The sequence below is a fragment of the Halorubrum shenae genome, from assembly GCF_051194165.1.
Taxonomy (GTDB): Archaea; Halobacteriota; Halobacteria; order Halobacteriales; family Haloferacaceae; genus Halorubrum.
This window is the reverse complement of the sequence record NZ_JBLZNI010000003.1, coordinates 78,671-94,198: the sequence shown is the minus strand read 5'-3', so window position 1 is coordinate 94,198 and position 15,528 is coordinate 78,671. Positions and strand designations below refer to the sequence as shown.

Genomic DNA, 15,528 nt, shown 5'->3' with positions numbered 1-15,528 from the left:
CGCGATGTCGGTCGCTCCCCTCGCCGCGCTGGCGATCGCGGTCGCGCTCGATCTCGCCGTCGCAGAGCCGCCGGCCCGGATCCACCCCGTTGCGCTGTTCGGGTCGGTCGTCGGCCGGTTCGACCGGTCGTGGTCGCGCCCGCGGCTCGTCGGCGTCGCGGTCGCGGTCGGGCTCCCGGTCGCCGCCGCGGCGGTCGCGGGCGGGCTCGTCGCGGTCGTCTCCCTCGCTCTTCCTGCCTCCCCCGCACTCCCTGTCCTCGCCGCCGGCGTGATACTCTTCACGACCGTCAGCCTCCGGATGTTGCTGGCGACGACCGCCGAGGTCGCCGATCTGACGGAAACGGATCCGGACGCGGCCCGTGAATCGATCCGCGCGCTCGCGGGCCGAGACGCGACGGACCTCTCGCCGGCCGACCTCCGGAGCGCGACCGTCGAGAGCGCGGCCGAGAACCTCGCGGACGGATTTGTCGCGCCCCTCGGCGGGTTTGCGTTGGGGACGGCGGTCGGAATCGCGGTCGGCGGTACCGAAGTCGCCTTCCCGCTCGCCGCGGGGGTCGCCGGCGCGGTCTGGGTGAAGGCCGTCAACACGCTCGACTCGATGCTCGGCTACCGCTCGAAGCCGGTCGGGTGGGCGAGCGCGCGTCTCGACGACGCCGCGATGTTCGTCCCGGCCCGCACGACGGCGGGGTGTCTGGCGCTCGCGGCTGGGTCCCTCGACGCGCACCGCCGAGCCGCGTCGTGGGCGGGAGAGCCGGCGTCGCCGAACTCCGGGTGGCCGATGGCGACCGCCGCGGCCGCGCTCGACGTTCGACTGGAGAAACCCGGCCGCTACGTCCTCAACCCGGACGCGAGCCCGCCCAGCGTCGTCGACGCGCAGCGGGCGGTCCGGCTCGTCGGCGTCGCAGCTGGGGTCGCGCTCGCGCTCGCAGCGGGGTGGCTGGCGGCGGTGGGGTGGCTGCTCGCGGCGGGATGGCTCCCGACCTCCGCGGGGGTGGTCGGATGGTCTTGACCGCGCTTCGCGGGGCGCTCGGTTTTCTCACCCGGATCCCGGTCGGCCGCGACGAGGCGGCGTGGGCCGCGTTCGCGCGCTCGCCGTGGACGTTCCCGGTCGTCGGGTACCTCGTCGGCGGGCTCGTCTCCCTCTCTTTGCTCGTCCCTGCGCCCGCCCCCACGGTCGCGCTCGCGTTCGTCCTCGCCGTCTACGCCGTCACCGGGATCGGCCACCTCGACGGCGTGGCCGACCTCGGCGACGCGGCGGTCGTCCACGGTGACCGCGAGGAGCGCCGGCGAGTGCTGAAGGACTCCCAGCTCGGCGTCGGCGGGACGGTCGCGCTTGTGCTGGTCGTGTTCGGGCTGGCGACCGCCGCGCTCGGACTGGTTGAGATCGGATCGACCGCGGGCCGCGGAGGAGTTCCACTCACCGCGGTCGGACTCGTCGTCGCCGCGGAGGTCGGCGCGAAGACCGCGACGGCGACGCTCGTCTGCGTCGGCGACGCGCCCCACGAGGGGCTCGGCGCCGCGCTGACCGGCGAGTCGTCTCCCGGAGCGGCGCTTCCGGTCCTCGCGCTGGCGGCGCCCGTCGCCCTGCTCGCGTGGCCGCGGATTCTGCCGGGCCTCACCGCGCTCCTCGCCGCGCTGGCGACGGCTGCGCTCGTCGCCCGGTGGGCCCGCCGCCGGCTCGGCGGCGTCTCCGGCGACGTACTGGGCGCGACCACCGAACTCGCGCGGGTCGCCGCGCTGCACGCGGGGGTGATCGCGTGGACGCGCTTCTGATGTGTGGCGGCCGCGGGACCCGACTCGGCGGCGAGACGGAGAAGCCGCTCCGAGCGATCGCGGGGCGGCCGATGGTCGACCGGGTACTCGACGCGCTCGCCGAGAGCCGGATCGAGGCGACGCACGCGGTCGTCTCTCCGCACGCGACGCGAACGCGAGATCACCTCGCGGACCGGGCGAGCGATACCCCGTCGCTGTCGGTCGTTGAGGCACCCGGAAACGGCTACGTCGCTGACCTACAGTACGCGATGGAGGCGGTCGGTGCGGGCGGAGCCTCCCTCCTCACCGTCGCGGCGGACCTCCCGCTTTTAAACGGCGCGGCGGTGAACGCGGTCCTCGACGCGGCCCGCGCCGCCGACGGCGACTCGCTCACCGTCTGCGTGCCGGCGGCCCGCAAGCGCGAACTGGGCGTCAACGCGGACGCGACGACCGAGATCGACGGTCGCGAGGTCGTCCCCGCCGGGATCAACGTCGTCGGCGGCGGAGTGGCGGAAGACAACGACGGCTCCGCGGACGATGACGCCGGTGCCGTCCACCTCACCGACGACGCCCGCCTCGCCGTCAACGTCAACTACCCGTCGGACGTGCGGACCGCAGAACGGCTGCTCGAAAGCGACTCCGGACACCACCACCCCGACCAATGAACCTCGACACCGCGCTCAGTCTCGACCGCGAACCGCACGGGAGCAGCGACGACCCGGACCTGCTGGACTTCTCGGCGAACACCAACCCCGAGGTCCCGCCGGGCGTCGAGGCGGCGTACCGCGAGGCGTTCGCGGCCGCGCGGTCGTACCCGACCGAACCGCCAGCGGCGTTCCGCGAGGCCGCCGCCGAGTACGTCGACTGCGACCCGGACGCCGTCGTGCCGACGCCGGGCGGGCTCGCCGCTATCAGGGCGGCGGTCGCGCTCGCGGTCGACCCGGGCGACACCGCGCTGCTCCCGGCGCCGAGCTTCGGCGAGTACGCCCGCGAGGTCCGCCTGCAGGGCGGGAATCCCGCCTTCGCGGAAGCCGACGCGATCCTCGACGCCGACCCGGGCGACCACGCGCTCGCGGTCGTCTGCGCCCCGAACAACCCCACGGGGACCGACTACGACCGCGGGGAGCTGGAGCGCTTCGCGGCGCGGTGCCGAGCGAGCGACACCACCCTGCTCGTCGACGAGGCGTTCCGCGGGTTCACCGACCGTCCCTCGCTCGCGGGGACCGAGGGCGTCGTCGTCGCCCGGTCGCTGACGAAGCTGTTCGGGCTCCCAGGGATCCGGACGGGGTTCGCGGTCGCGACGGGGGAGTTCGGCGCCGCGCTGGAGCGAGTACGGCGGCCCTGGAACCTGAGCGCCCCGGCGTTGGCGACCGGCGCGCACTGTATGCGACAGGAGGAGTTTATAAGCGGGACCCGCGAGCGCGTCCGCTCGGAGCGGGCGCGAATGGCCGCGTCGCTCGGGGGGCGCTACGAGGTGACCCCCTCCGAGGCGCCGTTCCTGTTACTCGACGTGGGAGAGGGAGAGAGCGGGCGATCCGTCGAGCGGGTCGTCGCGGACGCTCGGGATCGCGGCGTGGCGATCCGGGACGCCACCACTTTCCGCGGGCTCGACTCCCACGTCCGGGTCGCGGTGCGCCGGCCCGCAGAGAACGACCGGCTGCTCGCGGCGTTGGGCGTCGGCGACGGACCGACGGGCGACGGGGAGCTGGGAGGCACAGATGTTTGACGCGACCGTGCGGGAGAGCGTCCTCCGCCTGTGCCGCCCCGAGACGCGCTGGCTCTCGACCGGCTGGGACGGGGGTCGCTCGCGGGCGGACGCCGTCTACAACGTCTCGGTGCCGGAAGGGTTCGACCGGACCGACCTCGGGGCGTACCGCGACGAGCGACTGACGCGAGCGGGGTTTATAAGCGACGGGGCCCCGCCGACCTTGTTCACCGGCGTCTCGATGGCCCACGCCCGCGGCGCCCGCCTCGGGCCGGTCGTCGCGTACGCGACCGTCGGCCTGTCGAACCCGGCGATGCTGCCGATGGAGCCGACGGGAGCGACGCGCGATGCGGTCGACTCGGGGCGCGACCCCGACGCGTCGACCGAAGAATCGCCCCGGCGACCCGGCACGGTCAACCTGATCGTCGGCACGACTCGCCGCCTCGCGGACGGCGCGGCGGCGAACCTCGTCGCGGTCACGGCCGAGGCGAAGGCGGCGACGCTGCTCGCGACGGCGGGCGTTCCGGGAACGACGAGCGACGCCGTAGTCGTCGGCGACGACCCGACCGGGGAGCCGGCGGCGTTCTCGGGCAGCGCGACGCCGGTCGGCGCGGCGGCCCGCGTCTGCGTCCGAGACGCGGTCCGCGCGAGCCTGCGGTCGCGGTACCCGGACGGCGAGTACCCCGGTCCGGCGGCGGACGCCGAACACGGCGTGGTCGCCGACGACCGGGCGGAGGTTTTCGAGCTATGACAACTGACAACGACACTCACGACGACGCCGATAACTCGACAGCACCGACCGAGACCGACGAGGACCCCGCCGCGCGCACCCCCGGCGGCGGGGCGGCTCCCGAGCCAAAACCCATCGAGCCGGCCGCGCCCGAGGAGTTCGGGCTCGTCCAGGCGTGGTGGGGCGACGGAAAGGGGAAGACGACGGCGGCGATGGGGATGGGATTCCGGGCCGCGGGCCACGGCTACCGCGTCCACATGCTCCAGTTCATGAAGGGCGGCGCCGACAGCGTCGAGGGCGTCAGGGGCGAGTACAATGCGATCGCCGCGATGCCGGGCTTCAGCTACGAGAACGCCGGCCACTACGGCTGGCACGGGCTCCTCGACGGCTCCGCGGACGACGAACACGAGGCGAAGGCGAGCGCGGCGTTCGAGCGCGCGAAGGGCCTCGTCGCGGGTGCCGCCGAGGCCGACCTGACCGAACCCCTCCCCCTCGACAGCGACCCCGACGACGGTGTCCACATGCTGATCCTCGACGAGGTGCTGTACGCCGCGGACCGCGGGCTCGTCGACCCCGAGGACATCGTCGCGCTCGCGGAGTCGAAGCCCACAAATCTCGAACTCGTCCTCACCGGGAGCCACGCCGAGCCCGACTACCTCGACGGCGTGGCCGACCTGATCACGAACGTCCGCAAGGTGGCACACCCGTTCGACGCCGGCCACCGGGCCCGGCGAGGAACGGAGTACTGAGGCCGTGAGCGAGATAGCGGACACCGTCCTGATCGCCGGCACCGCGAGCCACGCCGGCAAGAGCACGCTCGCGGCCGGGCTCTGTCGGCTCCTCGCGCGTCGCGGCGTCTCGGTCGCGCCTTTTAAAGCGCAGAATATGAGCAACAACGCTCGGGTCGCGCTCGCGCCCGACGGCGAGTGGGGCGAGATCGGCGTCTCCCAGCACGTGCAGGCTCGGGCCGCCCGAGTCCCGGCGACGACCGACATGAATCCCGTCCTGCTCAAGCCCCGCGGCGACGGCGAGAGCCAACTGGTGATCGACGGCGAGGCCGTCGGCCACTTCGCGGCCCGCGAGTACTACGAGTCGCACTGGGAACGGGCCCGGGAGGCGGCGGTCGCGGCCCACCGTCGGCTGGCGGCCGACCACGACGTGATCGTCGCGGAGGGAGCGGGGAGCATCGCCGAGATAAACCTCCACGACCGCGATCTCGCCAACGTCGAGTGCGCCCGATTCGCCGACGCCGCGATCCTGATCGCGGTCGACATCGAGCGCGGCGGCGCCTTCGCGAGTCTCTACGGCACCCTCGAACTCCTCCCCGACGACGTGCGCGAGCGCGTCGCCGGCGCGGTCATCACCAAGTTCCGCGGCGACCCAGACCTCCTAGAGCCTGGCATCGACGAGATCGAAGCGCGAACCGGCGTCCCGATCGTCGGCGTCGTCCCCCACGACGATCCCGGGCTCCCCGCCGAGGACAGCCTCTCGCTGCCGGACGCGGGAGACAGTGGCGGTGACGAAGGCGTTCTCGGCGCGAACGACGACGTTGCAGGCGAGGAAACGGTCCGAATCGCGGTCCCCCGGCTTCCCCGGATCTCGAACTTCACCGACCTGGCGCCGCTCGCCCGCGAGCCGGGCGTCCGGGTGGCGTACGTCCCGCTCGACTCGTCTCTCGACGCCCCCCTCGCCGACGCCGACGCGGTCGTCCTACCCGGTTCGAAGAACACGGTCGACGACCTGCTCGCGCTGCGGGAGGCGGGCCTCGACGACGCGATCCACAGTTTCGAGGGGCCGATCGTCGGGATCTGCGGCGGCTACCAGCTGCTCGGTGAGCGGATCACGGGCGCCGACATCGAAGGCACAGGCTCGGCGTCGACGGTCGGCGGTATCGGTGTCCTCCCGGTCGAGACGCAGTTCTCGCCCGACAAGCGCGTCGAGCGCGTGACGCGATCAGTCGACGGCGTCGGTCCGCTGTCCGGGGCGACCGGGACCGCCACGGGCTACGAGATCCACATGGGCCGGTCGTCGCCGACCGCGGGGACGCCCCGGCCGCTGGGTCCGGAGAGCGCGGCGACCGACCGGGCGCTGGGGACGTACCTCCACGGCCTCTTCGAGAACGAGGCGGTCCGCGACGCCTTCGTGACGACCGTCTTCGCGACTGCGGACGCGTCGCGGCCAACGGGACGGTCGGGCTCCACTGGAGGAGCGGACGACGACGGGAGATCCCCGTACGACCGCGCCGCCGACCTCGTCGCCGACCACGTCGATCTCGCGGTCGTCGGGCTCGACGACTCGGGGTGAGCGGAATTTCACGACGGTCCGGATCGGGATCCGAACGCCCCGTCCCGGTGCCGGAAGGTATATTGTTCTTAATACCCAATACTGGTATATGAGCGACACCGCGGACGCGACCGATGGGAGCGAATCGACGAAAAGCGAGCGCGAGCGCATCCGCGAGCGCAAGCTCCGCGAGCTTCAGGAGGAACTGGAACGCGACGGGGAGATAGGCGGCGGCGACCCGGACGAGCAGTCGGGTGAGGAGTCGGTAGCGACCCCGGACGAGCCGATCGACATCGCTGGGCCCGAGGAGTTCCAGCGCGTCGTCGACGAACACGACGTGGTGCTGGTCGACTGTTACGCCGACTGGTGTGGCCCCTGTCAGATGATGGAGCCGACGATCGAGGCGCTCGCGAGCGAGACCGGCGCCGCCGTGGCGAAGGTCGACGTGGACGCCAACCAGGGTATCGCCCAACAGCTCGGCGCCCGGAGCATTCCGACCCTCCTCGTGTATGCCGGCGGCGAGCCGGTCGACCGGTTCACGGGCGCGCAGGACCGCGCGACGCTGGAGTCGGCGATCGAACGCGCGGCCTGATCGGGGCGGGGTCGTCTCGCTGCCGACGGTCGACGGGACGCCGATCCGCCGCAAGCCGGTTCAAGCGTCACTCGGCGGCCAGCGTTTCCTCCAGCAGCTTCTGCTGTGCCGCCGCGAGGTGCTCGGCGAACGTCGACGGGGCGATGTCGAGCGCGTCGGCGACCGTGCTGGCGTTGGCGTCGCGGGGACGTTTGAAGTACCCCATCCCGTAGGCGGTCCGTAGCACCTCGCACTGGCGGTCGGTGAGCCGACCGCGGTCGACGAGGGTCCGGTCGGGCACCGCGTCGCCGTCGGCCGCGCCGTGGACCAGGTAGCGGACCTCGACGCGCTCCGCGATCCCGTCGAGCGCCGAGACGATATCGCGGAGGCGTTCGAGGTCGGGAAGGTGGAGAGTGAGCGATAAGACCCCGTCCTCGGCGCGCGCGTCGGCGATCGGACAGTCGAGTTCCTCGATGATCCGGCAGGCGCACTCCCCGTCGCGCGGGCGGTCGTATCGGTACACCCGTTCGTCGCCGAGGTCGACGACCGACGCGGCGGCGGGCACGCCCTCCGCGCGGTCGACCGCGTCCGGGTCGCGGGCGCGGAACTCCTCGGTGTGCGTGTCCCCCGCGTGCGTCCACGTGACGCCCGTGATCGGGCCGTCGTGGGCGGTCGATGCTGCGACGACCGGGCAGTTTCTCGTCCCGTGGATTGCGACGCCCGCGCGGACGCCCTCGGGCGTGTCTCCCGCGCGGTCGTCCGTCGATTTGCCTCCAGCTCCCATCGGATCGTGGATGGGGAGACGGACACAAAGGCCTGATCCCAGACGAGCGAGTCGCTCGGCCGGGTCCCCCCGAGAACACCCGCAATACTGTGGGTCGACCGGTATCGGTTCCCGGCCCGGAGCCGTGCCCGTGCATCGAGCGATTCACGCCGTGGGAGCGATCGCCCTGGCCGGTGCCGGGGTCGGAATGAGCGTCGCGGCGACCGCGGGACTGGCGATCGGGGCCGGCGTCGGCTCGGGGTCCGGAACGGGGATCGGCCCGGAGCTACTGGCCGGGGCCCTCGTCTTCGCGATCACCGCGACGAGCCTCGGCTACACCGCCGTGAAGGAGGCGAGATGGGCGCTGCGCACCGACGGCTTCGGCGTCACGCGGGTCGACCTCGGCAACGCGATCGCCGTCGCCGCCGCGGCGCCGGTCACCTACGTGCTCTCCGTTCGGGTCGGCGTCGGCCCGGTCGTGGCGTCCGCGCTCGTCGGGCTCTGCGCGTACCTCCTGACGGAGACGTACGGCGCCCCCGCGTACTGCGGCTCGTTCGTCGGGATGGCGACCCCGGCGGCCGACGCCGACCTCGTGGCGGTGACCGCGGCGGGGATCGCCGCCGCCGCGGTGTTCGTGGCCGCCAAGCGCGCCTTCAACGGATTTGGCGGGAAGCTCGGCACGACGGCGTTCGTCGGCTGCCTGGCGCTGGCCGCGCTCGGCGGGCTCGCCCCCGGAACGGAGTCGATACCGGAGCCGACCGTCGCGGCGGGACTGGTCGTTTCGGCCGCCGTCGCCGCCCTCGCCACGTTCCTCGTGAGCGTCCGGCTCGACCACGGCCCGGTCGTCGGCTCCGCCGTCGTCGGGCTCGTCGCCGGCGTCGTCTGCCCGCCCCTGTTCGCCGCCGGCGACGCGGTCGCGGCCGTCGCCTTCTGCGCGTCGTTCGTCGGGATGGCCACCCCGGAGCGGATCCCCGGTCCTGGCGCGATGCTGCTGGCCGGCGGGACCGCGGGCGTCGCGTTCGTCGGCGCCGCGCCGTACTTCGTCGGCTTCGGCGGGAAACTCGGGACGATCGCGTTTTCGGCCTGTCTCGTCACCGCGGGGCTCCTGTCCCTCGGCCGCGTCCTCGCTCCGGTCGGCGGCGACACCGTGACGGGGTGACCGTCGACGCGGTCGACGAGCGGTCCGTCGCCGACCGCGACCTGCCTTCCGCCGCGGAGCGCGCGAGCAGGTATTTAAAACACCACGCTACTCCGGTGGCATCGGGAGGGTCGTCGAGACCGTCCCTGAACGTGATGACCGACCCGAGCGAAACGCCCGAGCGGAGCTTCGAGTCGAACCCCACCGCCTGTCCGTTCTGCGGCGTCGGCTGCAGCATCGAGTACGCCGGCGGCGGGAGCGCGACCGGGGTCGAGGGACCGGTGAACGCCCGCGGCGAGATCTGTCCGAAGGGGGCGGCCGCGTTCGACGTGGTCGACCACGAGGACCGCCTGACGGAGCCGCTCGTCAGGCATAACGGTCGCTTCGTCACGGCGCCGTGGGCGGAGGCGTTCGACCGCGTCGCAAGCGGGATCGGGCGAGTGGTCGACGAACACGGGCCGGACGCCGTGCAGTTCTTCGCCTCCTCGAACTGCACGAACGAGGAGAACTACGTCCTCCAGAAGCTCGCGCGGGTCCTCGGGACCAACAACGTGGACAACTGCGCGCGCCTCTGTCACTCCTCGACCGTCGCCGCGATGAGCGACCGGCTCGGCGCCGGCGCGATGACGAACACGCTTGACGACTTACAGGAGGCAGACTGCCTGTTCGTCAACGGCGCGAATCCGGCCGAGCAACACCCCGTCGCGTTCCGGTCGTACATCCTCCCGGCGATCCGCGACGGCGCGACGCTGATCCACGTCGACCCGCGCGCGAACGACACGACCGAGGCGGCCGACGTCCACCTCCCGCTGCGCCCCGGCACCGACATCGAGGTGGCGAACGCGATCGCCGCGGTCCTCGTCGAGGAGGACCTCGTCGACGAGGCGTTCCTCACGGAGCGGACGACCGGCTTCGACCGGCTGCGCGACCACCTCGCCGACGTCGACGTCGAGGCGAACGCGCGAGCGGCGGGCGTCGAGCCGGAGACGATCCGCGAGGCGGCCCGGGCGTACGGCGAGGCCGACCGCGCCGCGGTCATCACGGGAATGGGGACGAGCCAGCACCGCTGCGGCACCGACAACGTTCACGCCCTGCTCAACCTGGCGCTGTTGACCGGGAACGTCGGTCGGCCGGGGACCGGCGTGAACCCCCTACGCGGCCAGAACAACGTGCAGGGCGCCAGCGACGTCGGCGGGCTCCCGGGCGTGCTCCCCGGGTACGAGTCCGTGACGGACCCGGACGCCCGCGAGCGCGTCGCCGCGGAGTGGGGCGTCGAGCCGCCCGCCGAGCCCGGGCTCACCGAGGTCGAGGCGACGCACCGGTTCGGCGACGAGGTGCGCGCAGCGGTCGTCTTCGGCGAGAACCCGGCGGTCACCGAGCCCAACGCGAGCGCGGTCGCGTCGGCGTTCGAGGCGCTCGACTTCTGCGTTGTCATCGACCTGTTCGAGACGGCGACCGCGGCCCACGCCGACGTGGTCCTCCCGGGGAGCGCGTGGGCAGAGAAGGCCGGCACCGTCACGAACACCGACCGCCGCGTGATGCGGATGCGCCCTAACGCCGACCTGCCGGGGGACGCCCGGCGCGACCTCGAGGTCCTGTCTGCGCTCGGGCGGCGGCTGACCGACCGGCCCGACGCGTTCGACTACGACGGACCGGAAGCGGTCTTCGACGAGCTCGCGCGCGTCGCCCCCATCTACGAGGGGATGAGCTACGGGGGGATCGGCGACGGCTACCAGCGCTGGCCGTTCTCGGCGGCGGACGGCGCCGGGACGGACGTGTTACACGCGGAGGCGTTCCTGACCGGCGAGCGCACCGCCCCCCTCGCCGTTATCGATCCGGTGCCGCCCGCAGACGACCTCGACGCCGGCGAGCTGACGCTGACGACCGGTCGCGTGCTCCAACACTTCAACAGCGGGGCGCTCAGCCGGCGGTCGGACCGGCTGATGGCGATGCGCGGCGAGGACGCGCTTCAGATCCACCCTGACGACGCGGCCGACCGCGGGATCGAGGACGGCGATCCGGTAACGGTCTCGAACGAGCGCGGGACCGTCGAGGTCACCGCCGAAGTCACCCCCACGGTCCGCGAGGGCGTGACGTTCTGTACGTTCCACTACGCGGAGCCGCTCGCGAACGCATTGACGGGCGACGCGCTCGATCCGGACGCGGGGATTCCCGAATTCAAGCACTCGGCAATCGCCGTCGAGCCGGTCGCCGAGGGCGACGCGGCCGGCGCCGACTGAACGGGCGTCGTCACCGCCCGATCGGCGTTCATCTCCGATATGACGGCTGACGCTCCACTATCACTCTTGAGAGACGGGAGTCACCTCTTATGTAATGGAAAAGCGGATCGCTCCACATGGCGACATCTGGAGAGTACGGGCGGGGCGACTTCGGGCAGGGCGGTTTAAACGACGGACTCGACGTTTCCGGGCTGGTCGACGAGATCGGGCTCGACGGCGACGAGATCGCGTGGCGAAAGGATTTCGTCGGATTCGACGAGGAGGACGAGCGCCGGTTGAGCCGGTACGAGGACGCCTTCGCGGAGAACGCCGAGCAGATCGCCGACGACTTCTACGACAACCTCACGGGTCACCAGCAGACCGTCGACGTGATCAGCCGCTCCGACAAGGGGCTCGAACAGCTCAAGCGGACGCAGTCGGCGTATCTCGTAACGCTCGCCGAGGGCGACTACGGGTCGGAGTACTTCGAGGACCGTGCGCGGATCGGGAAGATCCACGACATCCTGGAGATGCCGATGAAACACTACCTCGGCCAGTACGGCGTGTACTACGACCTCATCCTCCCGATTATCGGCGACCGACTCACCGACTCGCTCACGGACCGGCTGGCCGACGAGGGCGCCGGTGAGGGAATCGGCGACGCGGTCGAGGCGGCCGTCGAAGAAGAGGTCGACGACGCGATCGAGGACCTGCTCTCCATCCTCCGGATCATCAACCTCGACATGCAGGTCGTCACGGACACGTACATCCACTCGTACAGCGAGAAGCTCTCCGACGAAATCGAGCGGAACAAGCGCCTGATGGCGGATGTGGAAGACGAAGTTCGGGAGCCGATCGGCGACCTCCGCGAGTCGGCGGCGGACGTCGCGGACAGCGCCGCCGAAGTCGGTGACGCGTCGGAAGAGCAGTCGCAGCGGGTCAACGAGATCTCCTCGGAGGTGGCGAACCTCTCGGCGACGGTCGAGGAGGTGGCGTCGACCGCCGACGAGGTGGAGCGCACGAGCAGCCGGGCGGAAGCGATGGCCGACGACGGGCGGGAGGCGGCCGACGACGCCGCGGTTGCCATGGACGATATCGGCGACGCCGTCGACGAGGTGGCCGACGACGTCGAAGCGCTCCAAGACCGCGTCGAGGAGATCGACGAGTTCGTGGACGCGATCAACGGGATCGCCGACCAGACCAACCTGCTCGCGCTGAACGCCTCGATCGAGGCCGCTCGGGCCGGCGACGCCGGTGCCGGGTTCGGCGTCGTCGCCGACGAGATCAAATCGCTCGCGGAGGAGTCTCAACAACACGCGAGCGACATCGAGTCGATGGTGGGCGGGATCCAGACCGACACCGAGGACACCGTCGAGAGCCTCTCGGAGACGACGGAGCGGGTCGACGAGGGGAGCGAGCGCGTCGCCGACGCCACGGAGAACCTCACCGCCATCGCCGAGGCGGTGACGGAGACGGCGGACGGTATCGGCGAGGTCTCGGACGTGACCGACGAACAGGCCGCCGCCGCCGAGGAGATCGCCGCCACGGTCGACGGGGTGGTCGATCAGTCGAACCGCATCACTGAGAAGATGCAGGAGCTGGCGGCCGAAAGCGAGCACCAGTCCGAGGCGGTCGAAACGGTGGAGCAGACCGTGCGCCGGCTGGCTGGAAGCGATCGGGACGACGCCGGATCGGCCGCCGTGTCTCGCACGGACGGCGGGACGGTCAAGAGCGGGACCGACGGCGGAAGGGTGGGGACGGACGGCGATCGGTCGGTTCCGGCGGGACTCCCGGAGGGAATGCCGTCGTTCGTGATCGATCGGCTCTCCGACGAGGAACTGCAAGCGATCGCAGACGGAGAGCTGGAGATGGACGATCTGCGCTGACCGAATCGCCCTGATCGAATCGCTCTGACCGGATCTCCGGCAGTCTGTCACCCGCCGCCCGGAGTCAGGGCGCGAAATACGCGTCCGGACCTCGGATCCCGGTGAGTTCGCGAAGCGGACGGGCGCCACACCGCCCGCAGACGTCCGGTTCCGCGGGGTCGTCGGGGAGCGCGAACACCGTTTCGCAGGCGTCGCAGGCGGCGTATCGGAGCGCGAGTCCCGGCGAGTCGATCATGAACGTGATACGCGGCCGACGCACATGAATCCCGATCCGAACGGTGGCGAGGACCGCCGGTCGCGCAACCCCTAAGGCGCGAGCGATCGCATTATCCGTATGAAAATCGCGATACTCGGCGGCACGGGAGACATCGGACAGGGACTCGCGCTGCGGCTCGCTGCCGACACCGATCATGCGGTCACTGTCGGCTCGCGCGACGCGGAGAAGGCGGAGACCAAAGCCGAGGAGTACACGACCGAGCTCGACAGCCGCGGCCTCGACGCCGCGGTGGCGGGCGCCGAGAACGAGGTCGCCGCTGCCGCGGCGCGGGTCGTCGTGCTCGCGGTCCCGCCGTATCATGTCGGCGATACCGTCGAAGCGGTCGCCGACGCGCTCGATTCCGGAGACGTGCTCGTCTCGCCGGCGACCGGCATGAAACGCGACGACGAAGGCTTCCACTACCACAAGCCCGGCGCGGGCTCGGTGACGCGTATCGCCGCGGACGCCGCGCCCGACGGGGTCGACGTCGTGGGCGCGTTCCACAACCTCGCGGCCGCCCGCCTCGCGAACCTCGACGCCGATCTCGGGATCGACACGCTCGTGATCGGCGACGACGAGGACGCGAAGCGGACGGTCACGGACGTCGCGGAGGGGATCGAGGGGCTGCGCGCGCTCGACGCCGGCGGCATCGCCAACGCGCCCGAGATCGAGGGACTGACTCCGCTTCTGATAAACGTCGCCCAGCACAACACCGGGCTCAACGATCTCGGCATCGAGTTCACGTAGGTATCCGCTGTCGCCGTTCCGTTAGGCCTTTGCGCGACCGGCCCCTCCGGGCGATAGATGGAGTACCTGGAGCGCCGGGTCGCGCTGGTCGAGGGCAGGCTGGAGACCGTCATCGACGAGGTCGAACCCGACGAGCTGTCCGAGGAGGTCGGCCATGTCGTCCTCGCCGGCGGCAAGCGGGTCCGCCCCGCCGTGACGATCCTCGCCTGCGAGGCGTTCGACGGCGATCCCGACGCGGCCGTCGACTTCGCGGCCGGGATCGAGTTCGTCCACAACGCGTCGCTCGTGATCGACGACATCATCGACCGCTCCGAGGTGCGTCGCGGCACCCCGTCGGCGTGGGCCGAGTACGGCTACGGGCCGGCGATCATCGCCAGCGACGGCCTGTTGGGCGAGGCGTTCGCGCTCTTCTCCGCCGAGCCCCGCGCGATGCGAACCGTCGCCGAGGCGATGGTCGAACTCGGCGAGGGCGAGGCCACCGAGCTGGCCGCCCGCCCCACGAGCGAGGCCGAGTACATGGAGCTCGCCCGCCGGAAGACCGGCGCGCTGTTCCGGGCGGCCGCCGAGCTGGGCGCGATCGCCGGCGGCGCCGACCCCCACGCGGTCGACTCGTTCGGCGAGTACGCCGAGCGCGTCGGCGTCGCCTTCCAGATGCGTGACGACGTGCTCGACGCGACCGCGGACGCCGACGACTTGGGCAAGCCGACCGGACAAGACGCGGAGATGGACCGCCCCTCGGTCCTGCAGGTCACGTCGCTCTCGCCCGACGAAATCGATGAGCGCGCGCGCAAGCAGTCCGACCTCGCGCTGGCCGCGCTCGACGACGCAGACCCCCCGGAGACGGAGGCGATCGAGTACCTCCGCGACCTCGCGGAGTTCGTCGTCGTGCGCGAGCGGTGAGGGGATCGAGCGCCCGGCCTACGCGTCTCCGGTGTCCTGCGGCGGGAACAGCGGCGTCGGATCCTCGTGGTCGAACTCGATCCGCTCCTCCCCGGAGAGCGCGTGGACGTAGGTCGTCATCGCGTCGCCGGCCCGAACGCGACTAAGCATACGGTCCGCCTCGGCGACTCGGTAGTAGAGCGGGAGACAGAGCGCGGTCTCGGTCGCCGTCGCCCGGAACACCAGCGTCAGATACACGATCCCGTTCTCGTGGGCGCGGAACGCCTCGAACTCGTCGAAGCCGTCTTCCTCGACCAGCTCAGTGAGCCGGTCGAACTCCTCACCCGACAGCAACACGTCGAGGCCGACCTTCTCGGCGGCCGAGTCGCCGGGCGCGGGGACCGCCACTACGTCGCCGGGGACCGGCGAGAACGCCGTCCACCCGCGATCTCGATACTCCTCAGCGGTCGCACGGCACTCGTCGATGACCGTGGTCCACGCGTCGTCGTCGTCGTCCGCGAGCGGATGCTCTTCCACGTCCATGCACGGCGTAGGCGGTCGGCGGCGGGTAAAGGTTCCCTCCTGTCGGCCATCGCTGA

At 71.8% G+C, this 15,528-nt stretch carries 16 protein-coding genes; 13 read left to right on the top strand and 3 right to left on the bottom strand.

The window, feature by feature from the left end:
- The first annotated feature begins 4 nt into the window (after window positions 1–4).
- The 8 genes from ACNS88_RS05260 (at window position 5) to ACNS88_RS05225 (ending at window position 7,062) form a co-directional block, all read left to right on the top strand.
- Window positions 5–1,009: a CobD/CbiB family cobalamin biosynthesis protein gene (locus tag ACNS88_RS05260; RefSeq protein WP_435094605.1), complete on the top strand. Its 1,005-nt coding sequence runs from the start codon at window positions 5–7 to the stop codon at window positions 1,007–1,009.
- Window positions 1,000–1,773, top strand: a complete 774-nt coding sequence (cobS, locus tag ACNS88_RS05255) for an adenosylcobinamide-GDP ribazoletransferase (RefSeq protein ID WP_435094603.1) — start codon at window positions 1,000–1,002, stop codon at window positions 1,771–1,773. Before ACNS88_RS05260 ends, cobS begins: the two co-directional genes overlap by 10 nt.
- Entirely contained in the window at window positions 1,773–2,417 is a 645-nt protein-coding gene (locus ACNS88_RS05250; protein WP_435094966.1) for an NTP transferase domain-containing protein, read from the top strand. Before cobS ends, ACNS88_RS05250 begins: the two co-directional genes overlap by 1 nt.
- A complete protein-coding gene (locus ACNS88_RS05245) occupies window positions 2,414–3,478 on the top strand; it encodes an aminotransferase class I/II-fold pyridoxal phosphate-dependent enzyme (protein WP_435094601.1) in 1,065 nt (354 codons plus the stop codon). The genes ACNS88_RS05250 and ACNS88_RS05245 overlap by 4 nt, the downstream gene beginning before the upstream one ends.
- A complete protein-coding gene (locus ACNS88_RS05240) occupies window positions 3,471–4,208 on the top strand; it encodes an adenosylcobinamide amidohydrolase (RefSeq protein ID WP_435094599.1) in 738 nt (245 codons plus the stop codon). The genes ACNS88_RS05245 and ACNS88_RS05240 overlap by 8 nt, the downstream gene beginning before the upstream one ends.
- Window positions 4,205–4,936 (top strand): cob(I)yrinic acid a,c-diamide adenosyltransferase, encoded by a 732-nt coding sequence (locus ACNS88_RS05235; protein WP_435094597.1) that lies wholly within the window; start codon window positions 4,205–4,207, stop codon window positions 4,934–4,936. Before ACNS88_RS05240 ends, ACNS88_RS05235 begins: the two co-directional genes overlap by 4 nt.
- A 13-nt stretch (window positions 4,937–4,949) precedes the next feature.
- A complete protein-coding gene (locus ACNS88_RS05230; protein ID WP_435094965.1) occupies window positions 4,950–6,491 on the top strand; it encodes a cobyric acid synthase in 1,542 nt (513 codons plus the stop codon).
- A gap of 88 nt (window positions 6,492–6,579) precedes the next feature.
- A complete protein-coding gene (locus ACNS88_RS05225) occupies window positions 6,580–7,062 on the top strand; it encodes a thioredoxin family protein (RefSeq protein WP_435094595.1) in 483 nt (160 codons plus the stop codon).
- 67 nt (window positions 7,063–7,129) lie between these two features.
- Here the strand turns inward: ACNS88_RS05225 and ACNS88_RS05220 are convergent, their stop codons facing one another.
- Window positions 7,130–7,825 carry a helix-turn-helix domain-containing protein gene (locus tag ACNS88_RS05220; RefSeq protein WP_435094593.1) on the bottom strand — a complete coding sequence of 232 codons (696 nt, stop codon included), beginning with the start codon at window positions 7,823–7,825 and terminating at the stop codon, window positions 7,130–7,132.
- 187 nt (window positions 7,826–8,012) lie between these two features.
- On the opposite strand from ACNS88_RS05220, the gene ACNS88_RS05215 reads away from it, so the two are divergent.
- From ACNS88_RS05215 to ACNS88_RS05205, 3 genes are all read left to right on the top strand, one after another.
- Window positions 8,013–8,963, top strand: a complete 951-nt coding sequence (locus ACNS88_RS05215; protein WP_435094964.1) for a hypothetical protein — start codon at window positions 8,013–8,015, stop codon at window positions 8,961–8,963.
- 134 nt (window positions 8,964–9,097) lie between these two features.
- A complete protein-coding gene (gene fdhF / locus ACNS88_RS05210) occupies window positions 9,098–11,182 on the top strand; it encodes a formate dehydrogenase subunit alpha (RefSeq protein ID WP_435094963.1) in 2,085 nt (694 codons plus the stop codon).
- Window positions 11,183–11,298: 116 nt separating this feature from the next.
- On the top strand, window positions 11,299–13,047 hold the full coding sequence (locus ACNS88_RS05205) for a globin-coupled sensor protein (protein ID WP_435094591.1): 1,749 nt from the start codon (window positions 11,299–11,301) through the stop codon (window positions 13,045–13,047).
- A gap of 64 nt (window positions 13,048–13,111) precedes the next feature.
- Here ACNS88_RS05205 and ACNS88_RS05200 read toward each other — a convergent pair whose 3' ends face one another.
- On the bottom strand, window positions 13,112–13,282 hold the full coding sequence (locus ACNS88_RS05200) for a hypothetical protein (protein WP_209487144.1): 171 nt from the start codon (window positions 13,280–13,282) through the stop codon (window positions 13,112–13,114).
- A 99-nt stretch (window positions 13,283–13,381) separates the two neighbouring features.
- Here ACNS88_RS05200 and npdG point away from each other — a divergent pair, with 99 nt between their 5' ends.
- Together npdG and ACNS88_RS05190 are read left to right on the top strand one after the other, a co-directional pair.
- Window positions 13,382–14,050, top strand: a complete 669-nt coding sequence (gene npdG, locus ACNS88_RS05195) for an NADPH-dependent F420 reductase (protein ID WP_435094588.1) — start codon at window positions 13,382–13,384, stop codon at window positions 14,048–14,050.
- A gap of 57 nt (window positions 14,051–14,107) precedes the next feature.
- Window positions 14,108–14,950, top strand: coding sequence for a polyprenyl synthetase family protein (locus ACNS88_RS05190; protein ID WP_435094586.1), 843 nt, complete (start codon window positions 14,108–14,110; stop codon window positions 14,948–14,950).
- An 18-nt stretch (window positions 14,951–14,968) separates the two neighbouring features.
- Here ACNS88_RS05190 and ACNS88_RS05185 read toward each other — a convergent pair whose 3' ends face one another.
- Window positions 14,969–15,472, bottom strand: coding sequence for a DUF7529 family protein (locus ACNS88_RS05185; RefSeq protein WP_435094584.1), 504 nt, complete (start codon window positions 15,470–15,472; stop codon window positions 14,969–14,971).
- Window positions 15,473–15,528: the final 56 nt, after the last annotated feature.

Excerpts from the sequence above, each read along its gene's own strand:
- ACNS88_RS05260 (WP_435094605.1), top strand. The coding sequence starts at position 5 with ATGTCGGTCGCTCCCCTCGCCGCGCTGGCGATCGCGGTCGCGCTCGAT.
- cobS (WP_435094603.1), top strand. The coding sequence starts at position 1,000 with ATGGTCTTGACCGCGCTTCGCGGGGCGCTCGGTTTTCTCACCCGGATC.
- ACNS88_RS05250 (WP_435094966.1), top strand. The coding sequence starts at position 1,773 with ATGTGTGGCGGCCGCGGGACCCGACTCGGCGGCGAGACGGAGAAGCCG.
- ACNS88_RS05245 (WP_435094601.1), top strand. The coding sequence starts at position 2,414 with ATGAACCTCGACACCGCGCTCAGTCTCGACCGCGAACCGCACGGGAGC.
- ACNS88_RS05240 (WP_435094599.1), top strand. The coding sequence starts at position 3,471 with ATGTTTGACGCGACCGTGCGGGAGAGCGTCCTCCGCCTGTGCCGCCCC.
- ACNS88_RS05235 (WP_435094597.1), top strand. The coding sequence starts at position 4,205 with ATGACAACTGACAACGACACTCACGACGACGCCGATAACTCGACAGCA.
- ACNS88_RS05225 (WP_435094595.1), top strand. The coding sequence starts at position 6,580 with ATGAGCGACACCGCGGACGCGACCGATGGGAGCGAATCGACGAAAAGC.
- ACNS88_RS05220 (WP_435094593.1), bottom strand. The coding sequence starts at position 7,825 with ATGGGAGCTGGAGGCAAATCGACGGACGACCGCGCGGGAGACACGCCC.
- ACNS88_RS05215 (WP_435094964.1), top strand. The coding sequence starts at position 8,013 with ATGAGCGTCGCGGCGACCGCGGGACTGGCGATCGGGGCCGGCGTCGGC.
- fdhF (WP_435094963.1), top strand. The coding sequence starts at position 9,098 with ATGACCGACCCGAGCGAAACGCCCGAGCGGAGCTTCGAGTCGAACCCC.
- ACNS88_RS05205 (WP_435094591.1), top strand. The coding sequence starts at position 11,299 with ATGGCGACATCTGGAGAGTACGGGCGGGGCGACTTCGGGCAGGGCGGT.
- ACNS88_RS05200 (WP_209487144.1), bottom strand. The coding sequence starts at position 13,282 with ATGATCGACTCGCCGGGACTCGCGCTCCGATACGCCGCCTGCGACGCC.
- npdG (WP_435094588.1), top strand. The coding sequence starts at position 13,382 with ATGAAAATCGCGATACTCGGCGGCACGGGAGACATCGGACAGGGACTC.
- ACNS88_RS05190 (WP_435094586.1), top strand. The coding sequence starts at position 14,108 with ATGGAGTACCTGGAGCGCCGGGTCGCGCTGGTCGAGGGCAGGCTGGAG.
- ACNS88_RS05185 (WP_435094584.1), bottom strand. The coding sequence starts at position 15,472 with ATGGACGTGGAAGAGCATCCGCTCGCGGACGACGACGACGACGCGTGG.